General features: G+C 64.4%; 16 protein-coding genes and 3 tRNA genes. 2 read left to right on the forward strand and 17 right to left on the reverse strand.

Features of this window, described 5'->3' with window-relative positions; genetic code table 11:
- The 14 genes from VFW93_RS16350 to VFW93_RS16415 form a co-directional block, all read right to left on the reverse strand.
- The coding region (locus tag VFW93_RS16350; protein ID WP_253907294.1) for a GTP-binding protein at nt 1-156 on the reverse strand (156 nt) is incomplete at its 3' end.
- A gap of 70 nt (nt 157-226) precedes the next feature.
- A tRNA-Thr gene (locus tag VFW93_RS16355) sits at nt 227-301 on the reverse strand.
- A 120-nt stretch (nt 302-421) separates the two neighbouring features.
- Nucleotides 422-495: transfer RNA gene (locus VFW93_RS16360), tRNA-Gly, on the reverse strand.
- Between the two features lie 87 nt (nt 496-582).
- Nucleotides 583-668, reverse strand: a tRNA-Tyr gene (locus tag VFW93_RS16365).
- A gap of 98 nt (nt 669-766) precedes the next feature.
- Entirely contained in the window at nt 767-2,179 is a 1,413-nt protein-coding gene (locus VFW93_RS16370; protein WP_329695026.1) for a lipid II flippase MurJ, read from the reverse strand.
- A gap of 12 nt (nt 2,180-2,191) precedes the next feature.
- On the reverse strand, nt 2,192-3,016 hold the full coding sequence (locus VFW93_RS16375; protein WP_329695027.1) for an acyltransferase: 825 nt from the start codon (nt 3,014-3,016) through the stop codon (nt 2,192-2,194).
- A 28-nt stretch (nt 3,017-3,044) separates the two neighbouring features.
- A complete protein-coding gene (locus VFW93_RS16380; RefSeq protein ID WP_329695028.1) occupies nt 3,045-4,454 on the reverse strand; it encodes an O-antigen ligase family protein in 1,410 nt (469 codons plus the stop codon).
- Nucleotides 4,451-5,560 (reverse strand): glycosyltransferase family 1 protein, encoded by a 1,110-nt coding sequence (locus tag VFW93_RS16385; RefSeq protein ID WP_329695029.1) that lies wholly within the window; start codon nt 5,558-5,560, stop codon nt 4,451-4,453. The genes VFW93_RS16380 and VFW93_RS16385 overlap by 4 nt, the downstream gene beginning before the upstream one ends.
- Nucleotides 5,551-6,780 (reverse strand): glycosyltransferase family 4 protein, encoded by a 1,230-nt coding sequence (locus VFW93_RS16390; RefSeq protein WP_329695030.1) that lies wholly within the window; start codon nt 6,778-6,780, stop codon nt 5,551-5,553. The genes VFW93_RS16385 and VFW93_RS16390 overlap by 10 nt, the downstream gene beginning before the upstream one ends.
- A gap of 2 nt (nt 6,781-6,782) precedes the next feature.
- Entirely contained in the window at nt 6,783-8,165 is a 1,383-nt protein-coding gene (locus VFW93_RS16395; protein WP_329695031.1) for a cellulase family glycosylhydrolase, read from the reverse strand.
- Complete coding sequence (locus VFW93_RS16400; protein WP_329695032.1) at nt 8,162-9,412, reverse strand: glycosyltransferase; 1,251 nt, start codon at nt 9,410-9,412, stop codon at nt 8,162-8,164. The genes VFW93_RS16395 and VFW93_RS16400 overlap by 4 nt, the downstream gene beginning before the upstream one ends.
- Before the next feature lie 8 nt (nt 9,413-9,420).
- A complete protein-coding gene (locus tag VFW93_RS16405) occupies nt 9,421-11,397 on the reverse strand; it encodes a hypothetical protein (protein WP_329695033.1) in 1,977 nt (658 codons plus the stop codon).
- Between the two features lie 13 nt (nt 11,398-11,410).
- Nucleotides 11,411-12,202: a polysaccharide biosynthesis/export family protein gene (locus VFW93_RS16410; protein WP_329695034.1), complete on the reverse strand. Its 792-nt coding sequence runs from the start codon at nt 12,200-12,202 to the stop codon at nt 11,411-11,413.
- A gap of 91 nt (nt 12,203-12,293) precedes the next feature.
- Nucleotides 12,294-13,211 (reverse strand): glycosyltransferase family 2 protein, encoded by a 918-nt coding sequence (locus VFW93_RS16415; protein WP_329695035.1) that lies wholly within the window; start codon nt 13,209-13,211, stop codon nt 12,294-12,296.
- A gap of 449 nt (nt 13,212-13,660) precedes the next feature.
- On the opposite strand from VFW93_RS16415, the gene VFW93_RS16420 reads away from it, so the two are divergent.
- Nucleotides 13,661-14,266 carry an outer membrane beta-barrel protein gene (locus tag VFW93_RS16420; RefSeq protein WP_329695036.1) on the forward strand — a complete coding sequence of 202 codons (606 nt, stop codon included), beginning with the start codon at nt 13,661-13,663 and terminating at the stop codon, nt 14,264-14,266.
- A 24-nt stretch (nt 14,267-14,290) separates the two neighbouring features.
- Here the strand turns inward: VFW93_RS16420 and VFW93_RS16425 are convergent, their stop codons facing one another.
- Together VFW93_RS16425 and trpC are read right to left on the reverse strand one after the other, a co-directional pair.
- Nucleotides 14,291-15,112: a uracil-DNA glycosylase gene (locus tag VFW93_RS16425; RefSeq protein WP_414639705.1), complete on the reverse strand. Its 822-nt coding sequence runs from the start codon at nt 15,110-15,112 to the stop codon at nt 14,291-14,293.
- A gap of 7 nt (nt 15,113-15,119) precedes the next feature.
- On the reverse strand, nt 15,120-15,920 hold the full coding sequence (trpC, locus tag VFW93_RS16430; protein WP_329695037.1) for an indole-3-glycerol phosphate synthase TrpC: 801 nt from the start codon (nt 15,918-15,920) through the stop codon (nt 15,120-15,122).
- Nucleotides 15,921-16,076: 156 nt separating this feature from the next.
- Between trpC and VFW93_RS16435 the strand changes: the two genes are divergently transcribed.
- On the forward strand, nt 16,077-18,029 hold the full coding sequence (locus VFW93_RS16435; protein WP_329695038.1) for a sensor domain-containing diguanylate cyclase: 1,953 nt from the start codon (nt 16,077-16,079) through the stop codon (nt 18,027-18,029).
- On the opposite strand, the gene trpD is transcribed toward VFW93_RS16435, so the two are convergent.
- Nucleotides 17,980-19,026: an anthranilate phosphoribosyltransferase gene (trpD, locus tag VFW93_RS16440; RefSeq protein ID WP_329695039.1), complete on the reverse strand. Its 1,047-nt coding sequence runs from the start codon at nt 19,024-19,026 to the stop codon at nt 17,980-17,982. The genes VFW93_RS16435 and trpD overlap by 50 nt on opposite strands.
- Nucleotides 19,027-19,035: the final 9 nt, after the last annotated feature.

The following is a 19,035-nucleotide window of genomic DNA, read 5'->3' on the forward strand; positions in this document are numbered from 1 at the left end:
AGCGTCGATCTGGTCGTAGGCCTTGGCTTCGCCGCCAAACTTCTTCGACAGAACGGTAGCGATAGCAGCCGTCAGGGTGGTCTTGCCGTGGTCAACGTGACCGATGGTGCCCACGTTCACGTGCGGCTTGGTCCGTTCGAACTTACCTTTTGCCATGTTTCTCGCTCCTGGCGCCTTGATCGAGGCTATGAAAAGCTGGAAGAAAAGAAGAGAAGAAAGGGGTGTGTGGTGCCCATGGGCAGGATCGAACTGCCGACCTCCCCCTTACCAAGGGGGTGCTCTACCACTGAGCCACATGGGCATCGACACAGGTTTAAGCTCGTCAACCGAACTCAAACCAGTGCCGACCTGACACTTTTGCGCCCCGCTCTTCTGCGAAGACCGCGACTGTAGCACGCCGAACGTGTCAGAACCGTGACCTTGGAGCGGGAGACGGGAATCGAACCCGCGTCATTAGCTTGGAAGGCTAAGGTTCTACCATTGAACTACTCCCGCTCGGGAGCCTTCTCATGGCCACCAGCCTGCTTTCAGCAAACTGGCCAACCTTGATCCGACGTTCAGCATGTACGAATTAGGTTTGCCTGGTGGAGGAGGCTGGATTCGAACCAGCGTACGCGTAAGCGGGCAGATTTACAGTCTGCTGCCTTTAACCACTCGGCCACCCCTCCAGGCAAGCCCAAGACTTTAGCACAGCTTTTTGAAACTTGCCAAATCTTTGTCGCTTTTTTGTTCGAAAGCGCCATTGCTCACTGGCGTGCCGCCACGCTCAGCGCGATTGCCAGGGGCGCAGCCACAAGGCCATGCTGATCAGGCACGCCACGCCCACCGCACTGGCTTGCGCCAGTTGCCAGAGCAGGTGCTCACTCAACCAGGGTTTGATGCCCCACCAGGCCAGCACGAGCCACAGCGTCGACACCAGCGCCTGCGGCACCAGCCCCAGCCCCTGCTTCAAGGCCGGCACGCGCAGCAGCAACTGCCCCGTCAGCAAGGTGCCCAGGAGCAAGGCCCAGACGATGCCCAGCGAGCCCGCCAGCCAGGCCAGAGGCGGCAAGACCAGCGCCTGCAGCAGGCTGCCCCGCAACTCCGCCACCACCGGGCCTCGGGTGTCGCCCTCGGCATAGTGATAGCGCGCCAGCAGGGTGTTCCAGCTGGCCAGCACCAGCACGGCCGCGTAACCCGCCAGCAGCGGCACCACCACGGCCGTGCCCTGCACCTTGGGGAACAACAGGCTCACCAGGGCCGGCGCACCCAGCATGAGTCCCAGCGAAGCCGGCAACGACACGACCGTGACGGCCGCCAGCCCCTTGCGCAACAGGGCCACACGCTCGCTTTCGCTGCGGCTCATCAGGCTCAAGAGCACCTGGTTGAGGCTTTGCAGGGCGATCAGGGGCAGGTTGATGAGCTTGCGCGCCAGGTTGACCGCCGTGACCACACCTTCGCCCAGATACGAAGCCACGATGCGCTCCAGCAAGGCCAGCCCCTGCCCGGCCATGGCGCTGCCCAGCAAGGGCGCCAGCTTGTGCCCCAGCTCGGCAAACGCACTCGCACTGCCCCGCAGGGACACCGGCTGCAAGCCACTGCGCAAGGCCGAGGGCAGCATCACCAGGCCCATCGCCAGGCTGCCTGACACAAAGGCCCAGGACAGCATGTCCTCCTGTGCTTGCGGGCCGCGCCACCACAGGTACAACATGGCCGGCAGGTTGTAGAGCAAAGAGCCCATGCCCGCGAGCAGGAAGTGCCCCGCGGCCTGACGCGGCACGGCCCACCAGGCCTGCAACACCAGCCCCGGCAGACTCCAGGCCAGGATGTGCAAGGCAGAAACCGTGCGTGCCAGCGGCTCGGCCGCCAGGCCAGGCCCCATCAGGTGCACCAGCCAGGGCGCCCCCAGGCTGATCAAGGCGGCCAGCCCCAGCGCCCCCAGGCCCAACACCTGACTGAGCTGGCTGAACCAGCGCATACGCTCGGTGGCGGTACGCTGTTGCCACAAGGCGAGGGCAGACGAGGTCAGCAGGCCGGCCGCCAGCATGCTGCGCACCGCCTCCGGAATGAACATCGCGATCACGAAGGCATCGGTGCGAGCGCCCGCGCCCCAGCTGGCCACCAACAGCCATTCGCGGGCAAAGCCTGTGACCAGCCCGGCCAGCGTGACCAGGGTCAGCAAGGATGCGGCGCCGAGCACGTCTGCGGCCGATCAGTGCAACAGGGTGAAGAGGCCTTTGCCACCCACCTTGTAATTGAGGCCGCGCACACGCTGGCCCAGCACCTTCGGGCCCTCGCCGCCCACAATCGTGTAAGGCTCGATGGGCTTGGCCACCACCGTGTTGGCCGCCACCACGGCGCCTTCGCCAATGTGAGCACCAGGCAGCAAGATCACACGGGTGGTGATCCAGGCGTAGTCCTCGATCACGATGGGGGAGCCAAAGGCCCAGAACTCGGGCGCCTTCATGTCGTGCCCACCCGCGATCATGATGGCGTGCGAGGCCACGGTCACGTGGTTGCCGATGCGCAAGCCGGCACGCGCATCCACCTGGCAGTGCCAGCCGATGCAAGTGTCTTCACCGATCTGCAGGCCTTCGATGCCCAGGACCTCGGTGTTGCGCCAGATGGTCGAGCCCTTGCCGATCTTCGCGCCACCGATGCGCAACCAGGCCAGCCGAATGGTGTGGCTGGGGATCTTGTTGATCAGCATGTTGTAGACCTGCTCCCAGGCACGGCGCCAACGGTCCACCAGGGTGGGCCAGTTGATGCCGTACAAGGGCACGAAACCCGCGGGGATCTCGTCTCTGAGCATCGCGTAGAAGCGCTTGCCCAACGGATGTTCAATGCGTTTTTCGATGTTGACGTAGGCGATGTAGGTCTGCGTGACGCCGCCTCGGCCGGGCTGCTCGAACGCCACATCGTGGCCGCACATCCACTCGAAGGCCTCGGCCAGCGTGGGCAGATCGACACCCAGACGCGGCGCGTACTCGGCCAGGCGCTCGCGCAGGTTGTTGCTGTGAAAGATGCGGTGTTTCATGACGATGTGTGTGTCTGTCCCGAGCGGATCAGATCTTCGGCTGGCCACCGGGCGCCATCACCTGCGGCAAGGGGCGCGAAGCCTGCAGGCTGATGGCCATGGTCAGCCAGAAGAAGGAGATCAGCACCTGGGTGAAGCTGAAGTAGTGATCGATGAAGCCCGTCAGCAAGGCGGCCAGCATGGCCCCCACACTGCCCACGCGCAAGGCCATGCTGCCATCCATCCGCGACAGGTCACCCGTCAGACGGACCTCGCGCCACCAGGCCCTGGTCAAGGCCATGAAGAACAGCATGCCCGGCAGCCCGAGCTTGTACCAGTAGTTGAGCCAGAGATTGGAGATGCCGAACAGGCCTGAGCCCGTCGCGGGTGTCTCGATCTTGAAGCCCATGCCCAGCGGATAGCGTTCGACGGCGCGGTGGAAGTTACGGTATTCGTCGAAACGCACGCTGGTGCTGGCATCCTGAGAACCCTGCGTCAGGGACATCAGGCGCTCACGCGCCGGCGGGTAGGCGACCAGCATGGTGGCCGACAGCAAGGCACCTATCAACAGCGCACGCCCGGCCAGAGGCACGCGGCGATAAGCCAGCCAGATCACGAGTGCCGCCAGACAAAGCAGCGCGCCGCGAGACCCGCTGAAGACGATGCCGGCGGAGCCACCCAGCGCCACGAACAAGCACAAGGCACGACGCCAGCCCTTTTGCGTGATGCCGTAGAACATGGCCAGCGGCACGGCCAGCAGGAGCGCACCACCGGTGGAGTTGGGGTGCACCCAGGGCGAGGCCATGCGGTCTGCCATGGCCGTGAAGATGTCCAGCAGTGCCTCAGGGTGCGCGTAGTGCAGGCTCGACAGCACGGGGATCATGGCGCGCGCATCATGGCTCTTGATGAACACACCCAGCGACAAGGCCAGCATGGCACTGAAGCCGATGACCAGGCAGTCCATCATGCGCTGACGCAAGGCCGGTGTGGGCGTGAGCAAGGGCACCAGGAACAGTGTGGAGATGTTGAGCAACCAGCGCAGCCAGTTCACGGGCCCGTTGCCTGCTTCGTGCACCATGAGTTGCCCCGCCACCAGGGGCACGATGCTCCAGGCCATCAGCCTGAGCATGGCGCGCTCGGTCGGGCCGTGCTCGACCGGCGGCATGCGCCCCATCAGCCTTTGCAGCACAACGCCTGCCCAGGTCAGCGCCAACAGGGCTTCGGACACGGTCATGCGGATCCCGATGGTGACCGTGGTCCAGGGCACGAAAGGGGCGATCAGGCAGAACAACAGGAAGCCGCGCGCCGGCCTGGCCAGCACCGCTACCGCCACCATCAAGCCCACCACGCCCATGATCAAGGCGGGGGGGCCGGCCAGCAACATCAGGCCGCCGAACAGCAAGCCCGCCAGCACGGGCAGGCAGTTGGCCATGGCGAACGTGGCGCGCAGCTGACTCATGCCAGCTCCTTGAGCAGCTCGTCGACCCGACCCGCGTAGGCCGGCAGATCGTAGTGCGCTGCCCAGGCACGCAAGGCTTCAGGCGACTCCTGCTCTCCCCGGCCCTGGCGGGCGGCCTGGAGCATGAGCTGAACCAGGGTGACCGTGTCCCGTGAGTCAAAGCGCAAGGCGCCCGGCGGGGTAACCTCATCCAGGGACGAACCGCGTGCCGTGGCCACAGGCGTGCCGCACGCAGCCGCCTCGATCACCGGCAGGCCGAAGCCCTCCGCGTAAGACGGATGCCACAGACGCTCGGCCTGGCTGTACCACGCGCCCAGTTGCGCATCGTTGATGCCATGCACGAAACGTACATGCTGCGGCACGGAAGGCACATCGCGCGGATGACCGATGAGCACCAGCGGCGGAATCAGATCCGGCCACATGTTGCGCGCCTGCTGCCATGCACCCAGGAACCAGACGATGTTCTTGCGCGGCTCGCGCGTGCCCACCAGCAACCAGTAGCGCTGGGGGGCAAACACGTCCTGCTGCAGCTTCTGCCAGGGCTCCAGTGGCACCGCATTGGGCAGATGGCGAAGTCGTGATTGCGTGGCAGGGAACAGATCAGCCACGGTCTGTGCGGTGTAGGCCGAAGGAGTCCAGATGGCATCGGCCAGCTCCATGGCGTGGCGGATGCTCCAGCGGTCGAACCAGCGGTAGAAGGCGGCCTTGAGGCCGGACTCGTGACGGTTGCGGTGCGTGATCTGAAAGAGATCATGCAACTGCAACACCCATCGCGTGCGCTTGCGGCGCACATCACTCAACCCGATGGGCAGCCCCATGTTGACCGTGGCGATATAGACATCCACCGCGAGGCTGCTGATGGCTTCCGGCAGAAACTCTCGCTCGAAACGGAAGCGTTCCTGTGGACGGTGCAGGCCCTCAACCGGTGAAGGCTTGGCCGGGCAATACGCCCATGTGCGATGCGGATGGGTGAGCGGTGCGCTCGTGAATGGCAAGGCTTCGGTATCGGGCCGTTGGCGCAAGGTGTTGTACAGCGCCAGCGCCTGCCTGCCGATGCCCGAATAGGGCGCCGCGGTCAAAGGGCGGAGATCCAGTCCTACGCGCATGCCGGCTCCTTGTCAGGCTGTTCTGACAGGGCTTCGTAGGCCCCCTCCAGCTGGCGCGCACAGGCCTGCCAGTCGAAATGCGAGGTCACATACTGGCGGGCCCTCTGTCCCATCTGGGCCGCGCGTTCCGGCGCGTTCAACAGCTTGACCACCGCCTGGGCCATGTCCTCGGGGTTGTCGGCCACCAGCGCTTGTTCACCGGGCTGCACCCCCAGACCTGACAAGCCCTCCGTGGTGCTGACCACCGGCAGGCTGGCCGCGAGGGCCTCGAGCACCTTGAGCTTGGAGCCACCACCGAATCGCAAAGGGGCGAGGAACACGGCCGACTGCGACTGCACGGTGGGCAGGTGATCCACATAGCCACGCCACTCGACACGTGGATCGGTCCAGCGCTGGCGCCAGGCATCAGGCAAAGCATGGCCGCACACCACAAAGCGCGCCTGTGGCTGCAATTGCCACACACGCGGCCACACGGCCTCCATCACCCACTCCACGGCATCCACATTGGGCGCGTATTCGTAGTTGCCCACAAACAGCACACGCTGGCTGAGCCCATCGGGCTTCACGCTGGCATAGCCCTGGATGTCGGCACCATTGCTGACCACATGCGGCCTGCACGCGGTCAGGGCCGAGAGCTTGCGGGCGTCGGATTCCGTGACAGCCACCACCAGGCTGGCCAGTTCCATGGCGTGCCGCTCCCAACGGCGCGCACGCCACTGGTCGTACCGGGCCAGCGGGCGCGCCCACCATGGCCACTTGCCATACGTGGCCGCACCCAGCTCGGACTCGACGTTGTGCTCGACCAGGATGAAAGACTGACGGTGTCGGCGCAGCGCGGCCTCGAAGGGTTGCAAGCCATAGCTGTGCTCGATCTGGACCACATCCCAGCGTTGGCGCTTCAGCAAGGCCTCGAACTGGCGGGTCAAGGCCGGCGCGTAACCGTTGATCGTGGTGAGCAAGGGCAAAGGTGAGAAGGCCGCGCGCCACAAGGTGCGGGGGTCCTTCAACGAGCGCCTCGGCAACACGATCAGCTCTTTCACCCAGGGTGCCAAGGCGGCTTGCACATCGGCATCGGCGGGTGTCTTGGACTGAACCAGCAGCGTGATTTCATGACCGCGTTGCGCCATGGCCTTGAGCAGGTTGTACTGGCGCGCCTTGCCACCGCTGGTGATGGGCCAGGGCAGATAGGGCATGGTCCACAGGATGCGCTGAGGCTTCATGGTCACCACACCAGCATCTGCAGATCGGTGCTGACATCCAGCACCAGGCCTTTGGCATCGGCCGCCTTCACATCGCGTTGCGTGCCGGACAAGGGCTGATGCCAGGTACCCGACTTCACGGCAGGCAAGGTCACGCTCATGGGTTCATGCGCCCAGACCATCCAGAGCTGCTTGCCATCGGGCCGCTTCCAGTGGATGCTGACCAGGCCTGCGGGCACACCACCGTCGATGCGCATGGGGGCGGCCGCCGGCTCCAGCCGCGGCCCGCCAATGCTCAGGAAGCGTTGCAGCGCGGTGTAGACCGGCTTGGGCTGGCCATTGGCGCGCAGCAGGCCATAACGCTTGTCACGCGGGCCGACGCGAGGGTCATCCAGATCAGCCAGCGTGAACAGGAAGACACGGTCGAAATCCTGTGTGGCCATCAGGGCCAGACGCTTGAGCGTGTGGCCGGCCTGGCCCTCTTCGCCCACCAGCGGCTGCTCTTCTACAGGGCCGTCATAGCTGGACCAGCCCCATTCCGTTGCCCAGATCTGCTTGACGCCATAAGCCCGCAGACCTTTGTTGAGAAAGGGCACGTGGGTGAGCAGGTCGCGCGAGCCATCATCGGCACCTTCAGGCTCGGCCGTGTAGGGGTGATAGCAGGCGATCAGCTTGAGCTGGTAGGCGCCCAGCTTGCCCATGGCATCGAGCATCAGGCCTTCGCGGCCTGCCATCTGGCTATAGTAGGCCATGCCGGCCATGGCGATGGGCTTGTCTGGCACGGCCTGGCGCAAGGCGGCCACGGCGGGCTGCAGCAGGCGGCCGTAGCCTTGTGGATCGATGCGAGGCTGCCAGAAGGCCGGGATATTGGGCTCGTTCCAGACCTGCCACACATCCACATTGGGATAGCGTCTGGCCAGAGCCTGCAGGCGCTGCGCGAACACGGCGGGATCCCTGGGTGGGAACTTGTCGGCGTAATCCGCACCCGGCGGCGCAGAGCTGGCAAAACGCGGCGTGCCCACGACATAGGTCAGGCTGTGCAGACCAGACTGCTTGACCAGGCTCATCATGCGGTCGGTGGCATCGAGCTGCAGTTTGCCAGCCTCGGGCTCGATCAGCATCCAGTGCAGGGCCAGCCGCACCCAATTCAAACCCAGGGCCTTGAGGCGCTCCACCTGGAGGCGCGCCACATCAGGCGCAAACCATTGCAGCTGGGCATTGACGCCCAGAAAGTCCTGCCAGACCACGGGCCGCATGGGCCGGATTTCCAGCGCACGCGGCGTCTTCTTCGGCCACAGAGACCACCCGGCTTGCGCAGCCCCACCCAGCATCAGGCTGGTGGCGCCGACGGCCAGCGCGCCACCAAGGCGCAACTGCTGGCGCCGGGTAGCGGCCGGCAAGCTCATAGGCTTTCCTTTTGCGACCACACCGATGCCGGGCCCGCCGACGACGAGCCTTTGGCACGCGGCGCACGCGCCATGGCACGCTGGAAGTGGCCCACAAAGCGTTGCCCCGTAGTGGGCCAGGCGCGTTCGTGCGCCAGGGCACTGGCGCGGTCCGCCCATTGCGACAGGATCTCGGGCTTGAGCAGCACGCCTTCGATCTGCGTGGCCAGCGCATTCACATCGCCTTGCTTGTACGACGAACCATTGCCGTGGCTGATCTCTTCGGCAAACGCACGCGCATCAGAGGTGATGGCGCCGCGCCCGCAGGCAATCGCCCAGGCCAGTGCACCGCTGGTACCGCGCATCTGCCCCAGCAAGGCCAGCTTGCGGGATTCGCGGTAGGGCAACATCATCAGGTGGTGGCGCTGCACGAGGAAGGGGATGTCACGCTCGTCGACATCCAGCTCCCAATCAACCTGCGCCGACAGGCCGCGGCGCTCGACACGGGCACGCAACTGATCCAGATAGCTGCCCTGCGCACCAAAGGCGATGTCGGGCGAGGTGCCGCCGGCGATCGTCAGACGCAGGCGCGCGGCCAGCTCAGGCTGCTGAGCCTTGACCTTGCCCATGGCATCGATGAGATCCTCGATGCCCTTGCCGGCATAGATGAAGCCGAAGTACAGCAACCGAATCGGATCCAGGTCGGGCAGAGGCTTGGACGGCAAAGTGAGCGCACCGTGCGCAATCACGCTGACGCGATCGGCCGGCAGCTTCATGCGCTTGATCAGGCGGCCGGCACCGGTCTGTGTCAAGGTGACCAGGCCATCGAGCTGGCGCGCCAGCTTGCGCTCGGCCATCAAGGTGGCCGGATCCGACAACAGCGCCACGGCCTGCTTGGCAGGACGCGGCAGGCCGGACATGCCGTTGACCATGGTCCAGACCCGGTTAACGGGCTTCCAGATCAGGCGCTCCGGGTCATGCACCGTGGCAGACAGGGCCGGCCTATTGGGCAGGCTGGCCAGGGCACACAAGGTCAGGAACTCACTGTGACGACCGCCACCCAGCTCGGCATGGACCACATCCACCCGACGCCAGTCGCGTTCGGCCACCCAGGCGCGCGCAGCCGCCAGGCTATCGATAGGTCGCTGCCCCGCAAGCGGGGTCAACACATCAACCCCTGCCTGATTCAAGGACGTACGGAAGTGCGCCGCGTAATCGGCAATCCCGGTTTGTTCAGGTGGCAAAGGCGACAACAAGGCCAGACGCATAACGCCCCTCAACGTTGCAGCCAGCGAAGCACTTTAGGTGGAACCTCGAATCGCCGGCGATTGACAATGACGCCATCCACTTTGCGGAAGGCGGTGCGCAAGACACCCAGCGCATTGTCCACTACCGGAATGGTGCTGGCGCGGGCTTCCACCACCAGCACGATGAGATTGGCCTGACTCAGTCGCACAAATGCCTCACGGTTGCTGTGCAGGCCGGAGGCCTCCAACAAGATCACCTCGCCGGGGGCGGGTTTGACCTGATCCGGATTGATGCGCACCGTCAGCGCCTGCGCCTCCAGCAGCGTCTTCAAACGCGAGGCGATGAAGCTCACACCTTCGCCGACACGGGCCGAAGCCAGGCCCAGCACGATGCCCTCGCGCGCGATGCGCTCCAGCGGCAAGGTGCCATAGATGCGGTAGAGGCTGGCGTGGAAATCGTTGTCCGGCCCACCTTCGGTGATGTCCTTGACGGTGGACCACAGCGGCACACCAAAGCGCGCTTCGAAACGACCACCATCATGGATGCGCTGGTCGAACAGCGAATACAGGTACACCACCATCAGGCCCACCATGGCGCCGGCCGGCAGCGCCATGAAGAGCAGCAGCATGCTGTTGGGCGAGCTGCGGGTGGGGTTGAAGGTGGCCTCCTGGATCTGCGCGATGTTGTTGATGCGCTGGTCATCCAGGGCCTGATCGATGCGGGCTTTTTCAAGGCTGTCCAGATACAGGCCGCGGCTCTTTTCGGCCACGGACAGGAGCTGCTCCAGGCGGCCCAGTTCCGGCTCGCGTTCCATGACCTTGCGGCGAGCGGCTTCCAGATCAGCCACTTCCTTGTCGAAGGCGGCGTACAGGGTGTTGAGCTCCTGCAGACGCACGGATTTTTCGAGCTGGTTGCGCTCCATGCTCGCGTTCAGTTCGTTGGGTGTGCGCTTCTCGGAGCGTTGCACCACACGGTCTTCATCCTTGAGTTGGGCCTCCAGCTGGGCGATGCTGTCGTTCAGGGCCTTGATGGTGGGCGCCGTGTCCTTGAACACGCGCAGGGCATCAGCTCGCTGGCGCTTGAGTTCGGCCAGTTGCGCGCTCAGGGCCAGCCACGAGGCGCTCTGGCTCAGGTCGCGCTCGGACACAGACTCCTTGGGCAAGGCACGTGCACGGCCTGCGGCAAAGCTGATGCCGTTTTGCAGCGCCGAGCGCTCGGCGTTGATTTCAGCCAGACGGGTGCGCAGGTCATTGAGGCGCTTGGTCAACATGTCCAGCCGTTCCTGGGCGCTGGTGCCATTGATCTGCTCCAGGCGCGAGCGCAGCAGGGACTTGGCCGAGTCGATCTGCTGATCCACCTCGCGCACCTTGCCCTCGTAGAACAGCACCAGGCCCTTGCGGCCCAGCACCGCCGTGCGTTGATCGGTGTAGACGCGGATCCAGGTCTGCAGCACGCGCTGCGCCTGCATGGGCTCGTTCCAGGTGAAGCTCAGGTCCATCACATTGGAGCCCGGCCCGTGGCTGACCTGGAAATGCGAGGCCAGTTGTGCGGCCATGATCTCTTCGTCGCTCTGCAACTCGACCAGGCCCAGGGCCGCCAGGCCTTGGCTCACGCCTTGCGAGATGGCCTTGCGGACCTTCCTGACTGCCGCCTTGATCGAACCCATTACGCCCGGCTTGGGCGCTTCCGCACTCAGCTCATTGAGATACAGACGCGCCACTTCCAGCAGCACGGGCCGCCCGGTGAGCATCTTTTCTTCATCCACGATGGGATCGCGCGTGGTGCTTTGCGGATAGACCGTCTGGCGGTCGCTCGCATCGATGGGCACCGTCATGTTCTCGCGGCCGGGCTTGACCAGCAGGCGCGCGTCCGACACGTACTTGTGCGGCAGCATGAAGGCGCCCAGCACGGCCAGCACCACCGTGGTGATCATGGCCAGCTTGAACTCGCTGCGGAAGATGTAGAACAGGCGAATCAGGTCGCGCAAGGAGCGGATGTCGATCATGTCTTGGGCGCGATCAGTTCAGGTTCACATTGCCTGCGACACCGACGGAGCGCGAGAAAGGCAAGAGCTGGTTGATGTACAGATCGACGCCGTCGGCCGAACCACCTGCGGAAGACTTCGGCACGAACACGATGTCCCCACGTTGCAGCGCGATTGAATGGCGACCAGCACCTTGTTGGGTCTGTAGCGGGGACTGCAGAACGCGACTGAAGTCGATGAAATAAACGCGATAGCGATCCTGATCGTCCAGACGCATCAAGGCGATGCGCCCCGGATCGGCGGACACGGCCATGCCACCTGCGGCGAACAAGGCCTGCTCCAGATTGGCAACCGCGTTGAGATCCAGTGTGATCGGATTGCGCACCGCACCACCGATGACCACCTTGCTGGTGGGCGAGGCCACGATGTTCACGGTCACACCGGGCTCACGGTAATAAGCGTCCAGCTTGGCACGCAGATAGGCAGCCAGCTCGTCGGGCGTCTTGCCCGCTGCCACGACCTGTCCCGCATAGCGGAACGAGAAGGTGCCGTCGGTACGCACCAGGTAGTTCTGCGTCTGACTGTCGTCCACCAGGTTGCGAAGGTCAAGCGAGGCCGAATCCTGCGCGTCACGCGTGATGCGCAAAGTGTCGCCAGCGCGGATGCGCGTGGGCACCTTGGGCATGGCAGCCAACTGATCCGGTGACACCATCAGCAACTGCAAATGGGTGCCCTCGGGCGTTTCCAGCACGCTCAGCGGGGTACAGGCCGACAAGGCCCAGGCCGCCAGCACGCCCAGCAGCACGCGAACAAGGTTGGTCTTCATGAACAGGATGAGGGGACTCGATACGGGCGACAAAGCGGCCCGCGGCGATGATAAGAGGTCACAAGCAATCGGGATACCCGCAGTGAGGCGGCTACCCCCCATGTTGTGGCTTGTTGGTCAGGCGTGCGGCATGTGCCGATTGCCGCCAGCGCGCCAGCGCCATGGCCATGCGGTGATGGGATGGCCTGCGTAGCCAGGGCACCCCGAATTTGGCGAAAAAGCGCACCATGCTGCGCAGGTGCGTCTTGCCGGATGCCGACAGAATGCCGGCACCGCTGGCCCGCTGGTGGTCGTGCACCAGTTCGACCTCGGGCACAGCCAGCACGCGCCAGCCGTGCGCCCACATGCGCGCGCACAGGTCGACCTCCTCGAAATACAGGAAGTAGCCTTCGTCCATCCGCCCCACCTGCTCGAACGCCTGCCGGCGCACGATGAAGCCAGTGCCCATGACCCAATCGGCCTCGAAGGGCTCGTCCCGCCATTTTCGGATCAGCAGGTGCGAGCGCTCCAGCTTGCGCAAGGGCCCCAATCGCCCCAAGGCCGTGCGACGAGCCAGGATGTCAGGCAGGGAATAGAAGCGCCGCGCCGAATACTGCAGCGACCCATCAGGGTTGATGAGCTTGAGGCCCACCACGCCCAGGCGCGGACGCTGATCGAACAGTCTGCGCACCACATCGATCTTGTTGCGCAGAAAAACGGTATCCGGGTTGAGCACCAGCACCAGATCGGTCTTGAGCGCCTGAACGCCCAGATTGACGCCCGCGCCAAAGCCACCATTGACTTTGGACAAGACGCGAACCACGCCTTGAGGCAGACTCTGGTCCAATCGGATACCGGACTGGTCGGGCGAATGGTTGTCGACCACGACAATGTGCTCGGCCCGGGCAATGCCATGCTCCAGCAGCGACGCCACGCACTGCATGGTGAGGTCGAAGCTCTGATAGTTGACGATGACCACACCCAGACTGCAGGTCGGCTCGGGCACGCCCGGATGCAAGGAATCAGTCATGGCGTTGGTCTCTCAGTAGAAGGGCCTTCCGTCAGAACAAAAGGGGCGCAGCAAACGCGTGCGTGCACGTGCCTGCCAGCCCCCTCACCTGTGATGCGCCCTTTCTGGAATTGACAACATCTGATCTTTTTCGGGGCGTCCACAACATTGTCTGGCCGTTTGCGGGAATTCAGGGTGAACCCTAACCCCCGCGAATGAGCGTTACATGCAAGAGCAGGGTGTCAAATGTGACTGCATGCTACCTGCTGTTATGCAGCAAGCGTTATGAAAGACTGAACAAGAGGGAAGGATTTCAGTCAAATGGGCCCCGTGCCGCCCCCCTCATCTGAAGGCTCGCCGCGCAGAACATGGGCACATGGCCGGAACCCCCTTTAGCATTCGCCTCGCGTTGCAATGACGGCCTGTTCGGCCGGCTCACAGGGAGCGCATACAAAGAAATGGAGTCCGTCTTGAAGAAATACCTCGTTTTGAGCGCACTGCTGGGCGCCTTGTCAATTGGTCAGGCCCAGGTGGCCTCGAACCCGAGTGGCATCACCCCATTCGTGGGCCTGGGCATCACCTTTGGTGGTGATCAGATTGGCCGCGACATTCAGTACACCAATGGTGACTCCTCGGCACTGCATGCCGGCGGCCTGGTGGATCTGCGCGCCGGTCTGGAATACCAGGCCATCAACTCGCCGCTGTCCTTTCAGCTCAGCCTTGGCTATCACACGGACACCTCGCTGGGTAACGGCAAAGGCGGCAGCGCCAGCTTCTCGCGCTTCCCCGTGGAACTGCTGGCGCACTACCGCATCAACGACACCTGGCGCCTGGGGGGCGGCCTGCGCAAAGCCGTGAACGCCAAGACCGAGTCGTCCGGCAATGGCACCGACTATGTCGTGGCTCAGAAGTACACCTCCACGGCGGGCCTGGTGCTGGAAGCAGAAGCCTTCATCAGCCCACAGTTCGGCGTCAAGGTGCGCGGCGTGAGCGAAAAGTACAAGCCTGAACTGGGCAACCAGCAGGAAGTGGACGGCAGCCACCTGGGCGTGATTGGCGTTTACTACTTCAAGTAAACCAGGCACGCACCGAACAAGCGATCAGGCCAGCGACCAATCCAGGCGCTGGCCTTTTTCCTGCCAGAACGCACTGGCCCTGGCGAAATGCCCATTGCCCACAAAGGGCACGGGCGGTCGCATGGCCGATAGGGGCGAGGGGTGGTTGCTTTGCAGGATCAGGTGGCGCGACGTGTTCGCACCGCCGGCTGCCCCCGCTTGTGCCGCCTGCTCGATCAGCGCCGCTTTCTTCTGAGCGTGCGCCCCCCAGAGCATGAACACCTTGGGACCGGCATCGGCGGCCACCGCCCTGATCAACTCATCCGTGAGCGCTTCCCAGCCCCAACCCGCGTGGCTGGCCGCCTCCCCGGCCTTGACCGTCAACACCGTATTGAGCAGCAGCACGCCGCGCTCGGCCCAGGCCCGCAGGCAACCATGTTCAGGCAAAGGCAAGCCAGGATCGCGCTGGATTTCCTTGCGGATATTGCGCAGGCTGGGCGGGATGGCCACACCGGGCCGCACCGAAAACGCCAGCCCGTGCGCTTGCCCCGGCCCGTGATAAGGATCCTGCCCCAGGATGACGACCTTGACCTGGTCGCGCCGCGTCCATTTCAAGGCAGCGAACACATCATCCGGGTAAAGCGTGTCGCCTGCCACGCGTGCGGCATCCACACGCTGGATCAAGGCCTGACCCGCCGCCGTGCGGCGAAAGGCATCCGTGACGCCCCGCCAGTCCGGCGGCACCTCGTCAAACAGGCGATCCAGCGGCAGGCTCAGGCCCTGCGGCGCTTCAGGCACCTGCGGCTGAGGCTCGGCCGCAACCGAATCCGCCTCGAACAGCCCCTGTTGTTGCACCGCGCGCTTCACGCCGGGCTCAGGCAAACAAAGTGGCCAGCGCCACACCCGGATCAGGCTGACGCATGAAGGCCTCACCAACGAGGAAGGCATGCACGTTGGCCTGGCGCATGCGCTGCACGTCCGCTGCGCCCAGGATGCCCGATTCGGTCACCAGCAGGCGATCGGGCGGCACACGGTCCAGCAGGCCCAGCGTGGTGTCCAGCGTGACCTCGAAGGTGCGCAGATTGCGGTTGTTGATGCCCACCAGTGGCGTCTTGAGCTTGAGCGCACGATCGAGCTCGTTGCCATCGTGCACCTCGACCAGCACGGCCATGCCCAGCTCGAACGCACAGGCCTCCAGATCGGCCATCTGCTGGTCATCCAGGCAGGCGGCGATCAGCAGGATGCAGTCCGCGCCCATGGCCCGGGCCTCGTACACCTGGTAGGCGTCCACCATGAAATCCTTGCGCAGCACGGGCAATGTGCAAGCCGCGCGGGCTTCCTGCAGATAAGGCGTGCAACCCTGAAAGAATTGGGCATCCGTCAACACGCTCAGGCAGGCCGCGCCGTGGCGGGCATAGCTGGCCGCGATCTCGGCGGGCACGAAATGCTCGCGCAGCACGCCCTTGCTGGGGCTGGCTTTTTTCACTTCGGCGATCACCCCCGCCTGGCCGGCCGCGATCTTGCTGCGCAGGGCGCCCACGAAATCACGCACATCTGCCAGCTCGCGGTTGCGCGCCTCGGCTTCGGCCCGCACGGCACTCAAGGACTTGGTCTGGAGAGCGGCGGCGATTTCTTCGTGCTTGACGGCAACGATCTTGTTGAGGATGTCGGACATGGGGTGAAGAGGGTTCGGTCAGGCCTGAATTATCCGCGTTTGGCACGTCCACATGGTGGGAGATGTGAAAGGCGACCGCTCCCGGCCATTCATGGGCTTTGTACTCGTCGCATTCCTGCCGATAAGGACAGATCCCCCCGTTCGGGAGTTCGTGCATTGGCGTGGGCCACTTTTTACCGTTGCTGGACTCGATGGCTGGCGCTCATCCTGTTGAGCCTGCTGGGTGCTGGCGCCTGGGGCGACACGATCAAACTGAGCGACCAGTTCACCAGTGAAGCCATCGGGCGTCATTTGCGGGTGCTGGACGACACCACCGGGAAGATGAGCCTGGCCGATGTCCAGGCGCACCGCCATGACAGCCGCTGGGAGGATCGCCACAGCGACAACCTGAACTTCGGCTACAGCCGCTCGGCCCTGTGGCTGCACGGCGAACTGGTCAACCTGGCCAGCCAACAACAGGACTGGCTGCTGGGCATGCGCTACCCGCTGCTGGACTACCTGGACATCTACGTGGTGTGGCCCGACGGCCGGGTACAGCACCACGCCAGTGGTGATCGCCGGCCCTTCCACACCCGCTCACTGGAAGACCGCAACTTCTACTTCAAGCTGAACCTGCGACAAGGCGACCATGTGCAACTGTATGTGCGTGTACAGGGCCAGGGCTCGCTGCAGGCGCCGCTGGAAGTGAGCACGCCAGCTGCCTACGAGCACCGCGCCCATGTCGAACAACTGCTGCTGGGCATCTACAGCGGCGCCCTGCTGGCCATGCTGGTCTACAACCTGCTGCTGTGCATTTCACTGCGTGACAAGGCCTACCTGTACTACGTGGCCTACATCAGCCTGTTTGGCCTGACCCAGTACACGCTCAGCGGCCTGGCCTTTGAGACGCTCTGGCCGAATGCGCCCATTTGGGGCAACCAGGCCGCCCCCATCTTCATGGGCCTGGCAGGATGGTCATTGGTGCTGTTCAGCCGTCAGTTCCTCAATCTGCACACGCACTGGCCGAGAGCCGATCTGGCCATGCTGGCCTTGCAGTGGCTGTACCTGGCCGCCGTCCCCGAAACCTTTGTCCTGCCCTACGCCATCCCCATCAAGATCGTGACCCTGGCCACCATCGTCACACCGGTGCTGCTCTTGATCATCACGGTCGGGTTGTTGCGCAAGGGCGTGCAGCAGGCACGCTACTTCCTGGCCGCGTTCACGGTGCTGTTGCTGGGCGTCCTGCTCACGGCGCTGCACATGTTCGGCATCGTGCAGCGCAACTTCCTGACCGAGTACAGCATGCAGATCGGCTCCATGCTGGAATTCACCCTGCTGTCGTTTGCACTGGCGCACCGCGTCAAGCTCGCACGCGAGGAGAACGAACGCCTGCAGATGGCCCACGCGCTGGAACTGGAACACCGCGTTCAGGACCGCACCCGCGATCTGGACAAGGCCATGAACGAGCTGACCCGGGCCAACGAACGACTTCAGGAGCTGACCGAGCAGGATGCGCTCACCGGCCTGAAGAACCGCATGTTCCTGTCGGAGCGCATGCCCGAAGTGTGGCGCCAGGCTCAACGCTGGCACACACCTGTCTCGGTGCTGATGCTTGATGTGGACCACTTCAAGCGCGTCAACGACGATCACGGGCACCTGGCTGGCGATGAGGCGCTCAAGCAAGTCGCCGGCGTCATCGCACACGCTGTGCAAAGGCCGGGCGATCACGCCGTGCGCTACGGTGGTGAAGAGTTCCTGGTGCTGCTGCCCCAGACCCACACCGTGGGCGCTGCGCACATTGCGGAAACCATCAGGCTGGGCGTGCAGTCACTCGACTTCCGGCATGAGGGCAAGCCCATCCCGCTGACCGTGAGCATCGGCCTGGCCAGCGTGGTGCCCACCATCGACCTGCCGCCCCAGGCCTTGCTGAATGCCGCAGACCAGTTGCTGTATCAAGCCAAACAGAAGGGGCGCAACCGCTGCGCCCTCAACCCCGAGGCGCTGGCCACAATGCCGCGCAAATCAGGTGCTGCGCACAAACCGCAGGCGCAGCATGCGCCCGCCACACCGAGCGAATCGCTCAAGCCGGCTGCTGGGCAGCCAGACCCTGCGTCGTCTGCACGAAGTTGAACAGGGCCTCGCCAGCGCGACCGCTGGCAATCGCTTCACGGGCGCGCTCGATGCCATCGCCCAGCGAATCGGCCACGTTCGCAGCGTACAAGGCAGCACCCGCGTTGAGCAGCACAATGTCGCGCGCTGGGCCGGGCTCGTTGTCGAACACGCGCCGAACGATGCCCACTGACATCTCGCGGTTCTGTGCCTTGAGCATCGAGCCATCGTGTTCGGCCAGACCGAACTGCCCCGGGTTGACGCGGTACTCGCGCACTTCGCCGTTCTTGAGTTCGGCCACCAGGGTGTCGCCGGCCAGCGTGATCTCGTCGAGGCCATCGCAGCCGTGCACGACCATCACGTGGTCAGAGCCCAGGCGCTGCAGCACGCGGGCCATGATGCCCACCAGATCCGGATGGAACACACCCATCAACTGATTGGGTGCACCAGCCGGGTTGGTCAATGGCCCCAGGATGTTGAACAAGGTGCGGATGCCCAGTTCCTTGCGCACCGGCGCGGCGTGCTTCATGGCGCCATGGTGATTGGGCGCAAACATGAAGCCGACATTGGACGCAGCCAGCGACTGCGCCACCTGGTCGGGCTTCAGGTCAATGCGTGCACCCAGCGCTTCAAGTACATCCGCGCTGCCCGTGCTGGACGACACGCTGCGGCCACCATGCTTGGCCACGCGGGCCCCGGCAGCGGCCGCCACGAACATGGCTGTGGTCGAGATGTTGAAGGTGTGCTGGCCATCACCGCCCGTGCCGCACAGGTCCACCAGGTGCAGCTTGTTGGACACATGCACCGGTGTGGCGAACTCGCGCATCACCTGGGCGGCCGCCGTGATCTCGCCGACCGTTTCCTTCTTGACACGCAAGCCGGTGATGAAGGCGGCCATGATCACCGGCGACATCTCGCCCGTCATGATGCGGCGCATCAGGCCCAGCATCTCGTCGTGGAAGATCTCGCGGTGCTCGATGACGCGTTGCAAAGCCTGTTGATCGGTCAGCTGGGACATGTCGGCCAC

Origin of the sequence: Aquabacterium sp., assembly GCF_036279675.1 — a bacterium.
Taxonomy (GTDB): Bacteria; Pseudomonadota; Gammaproteobacteria; order Burkholderiales; family Burkholderiaceae_C; genus Aquabacterium.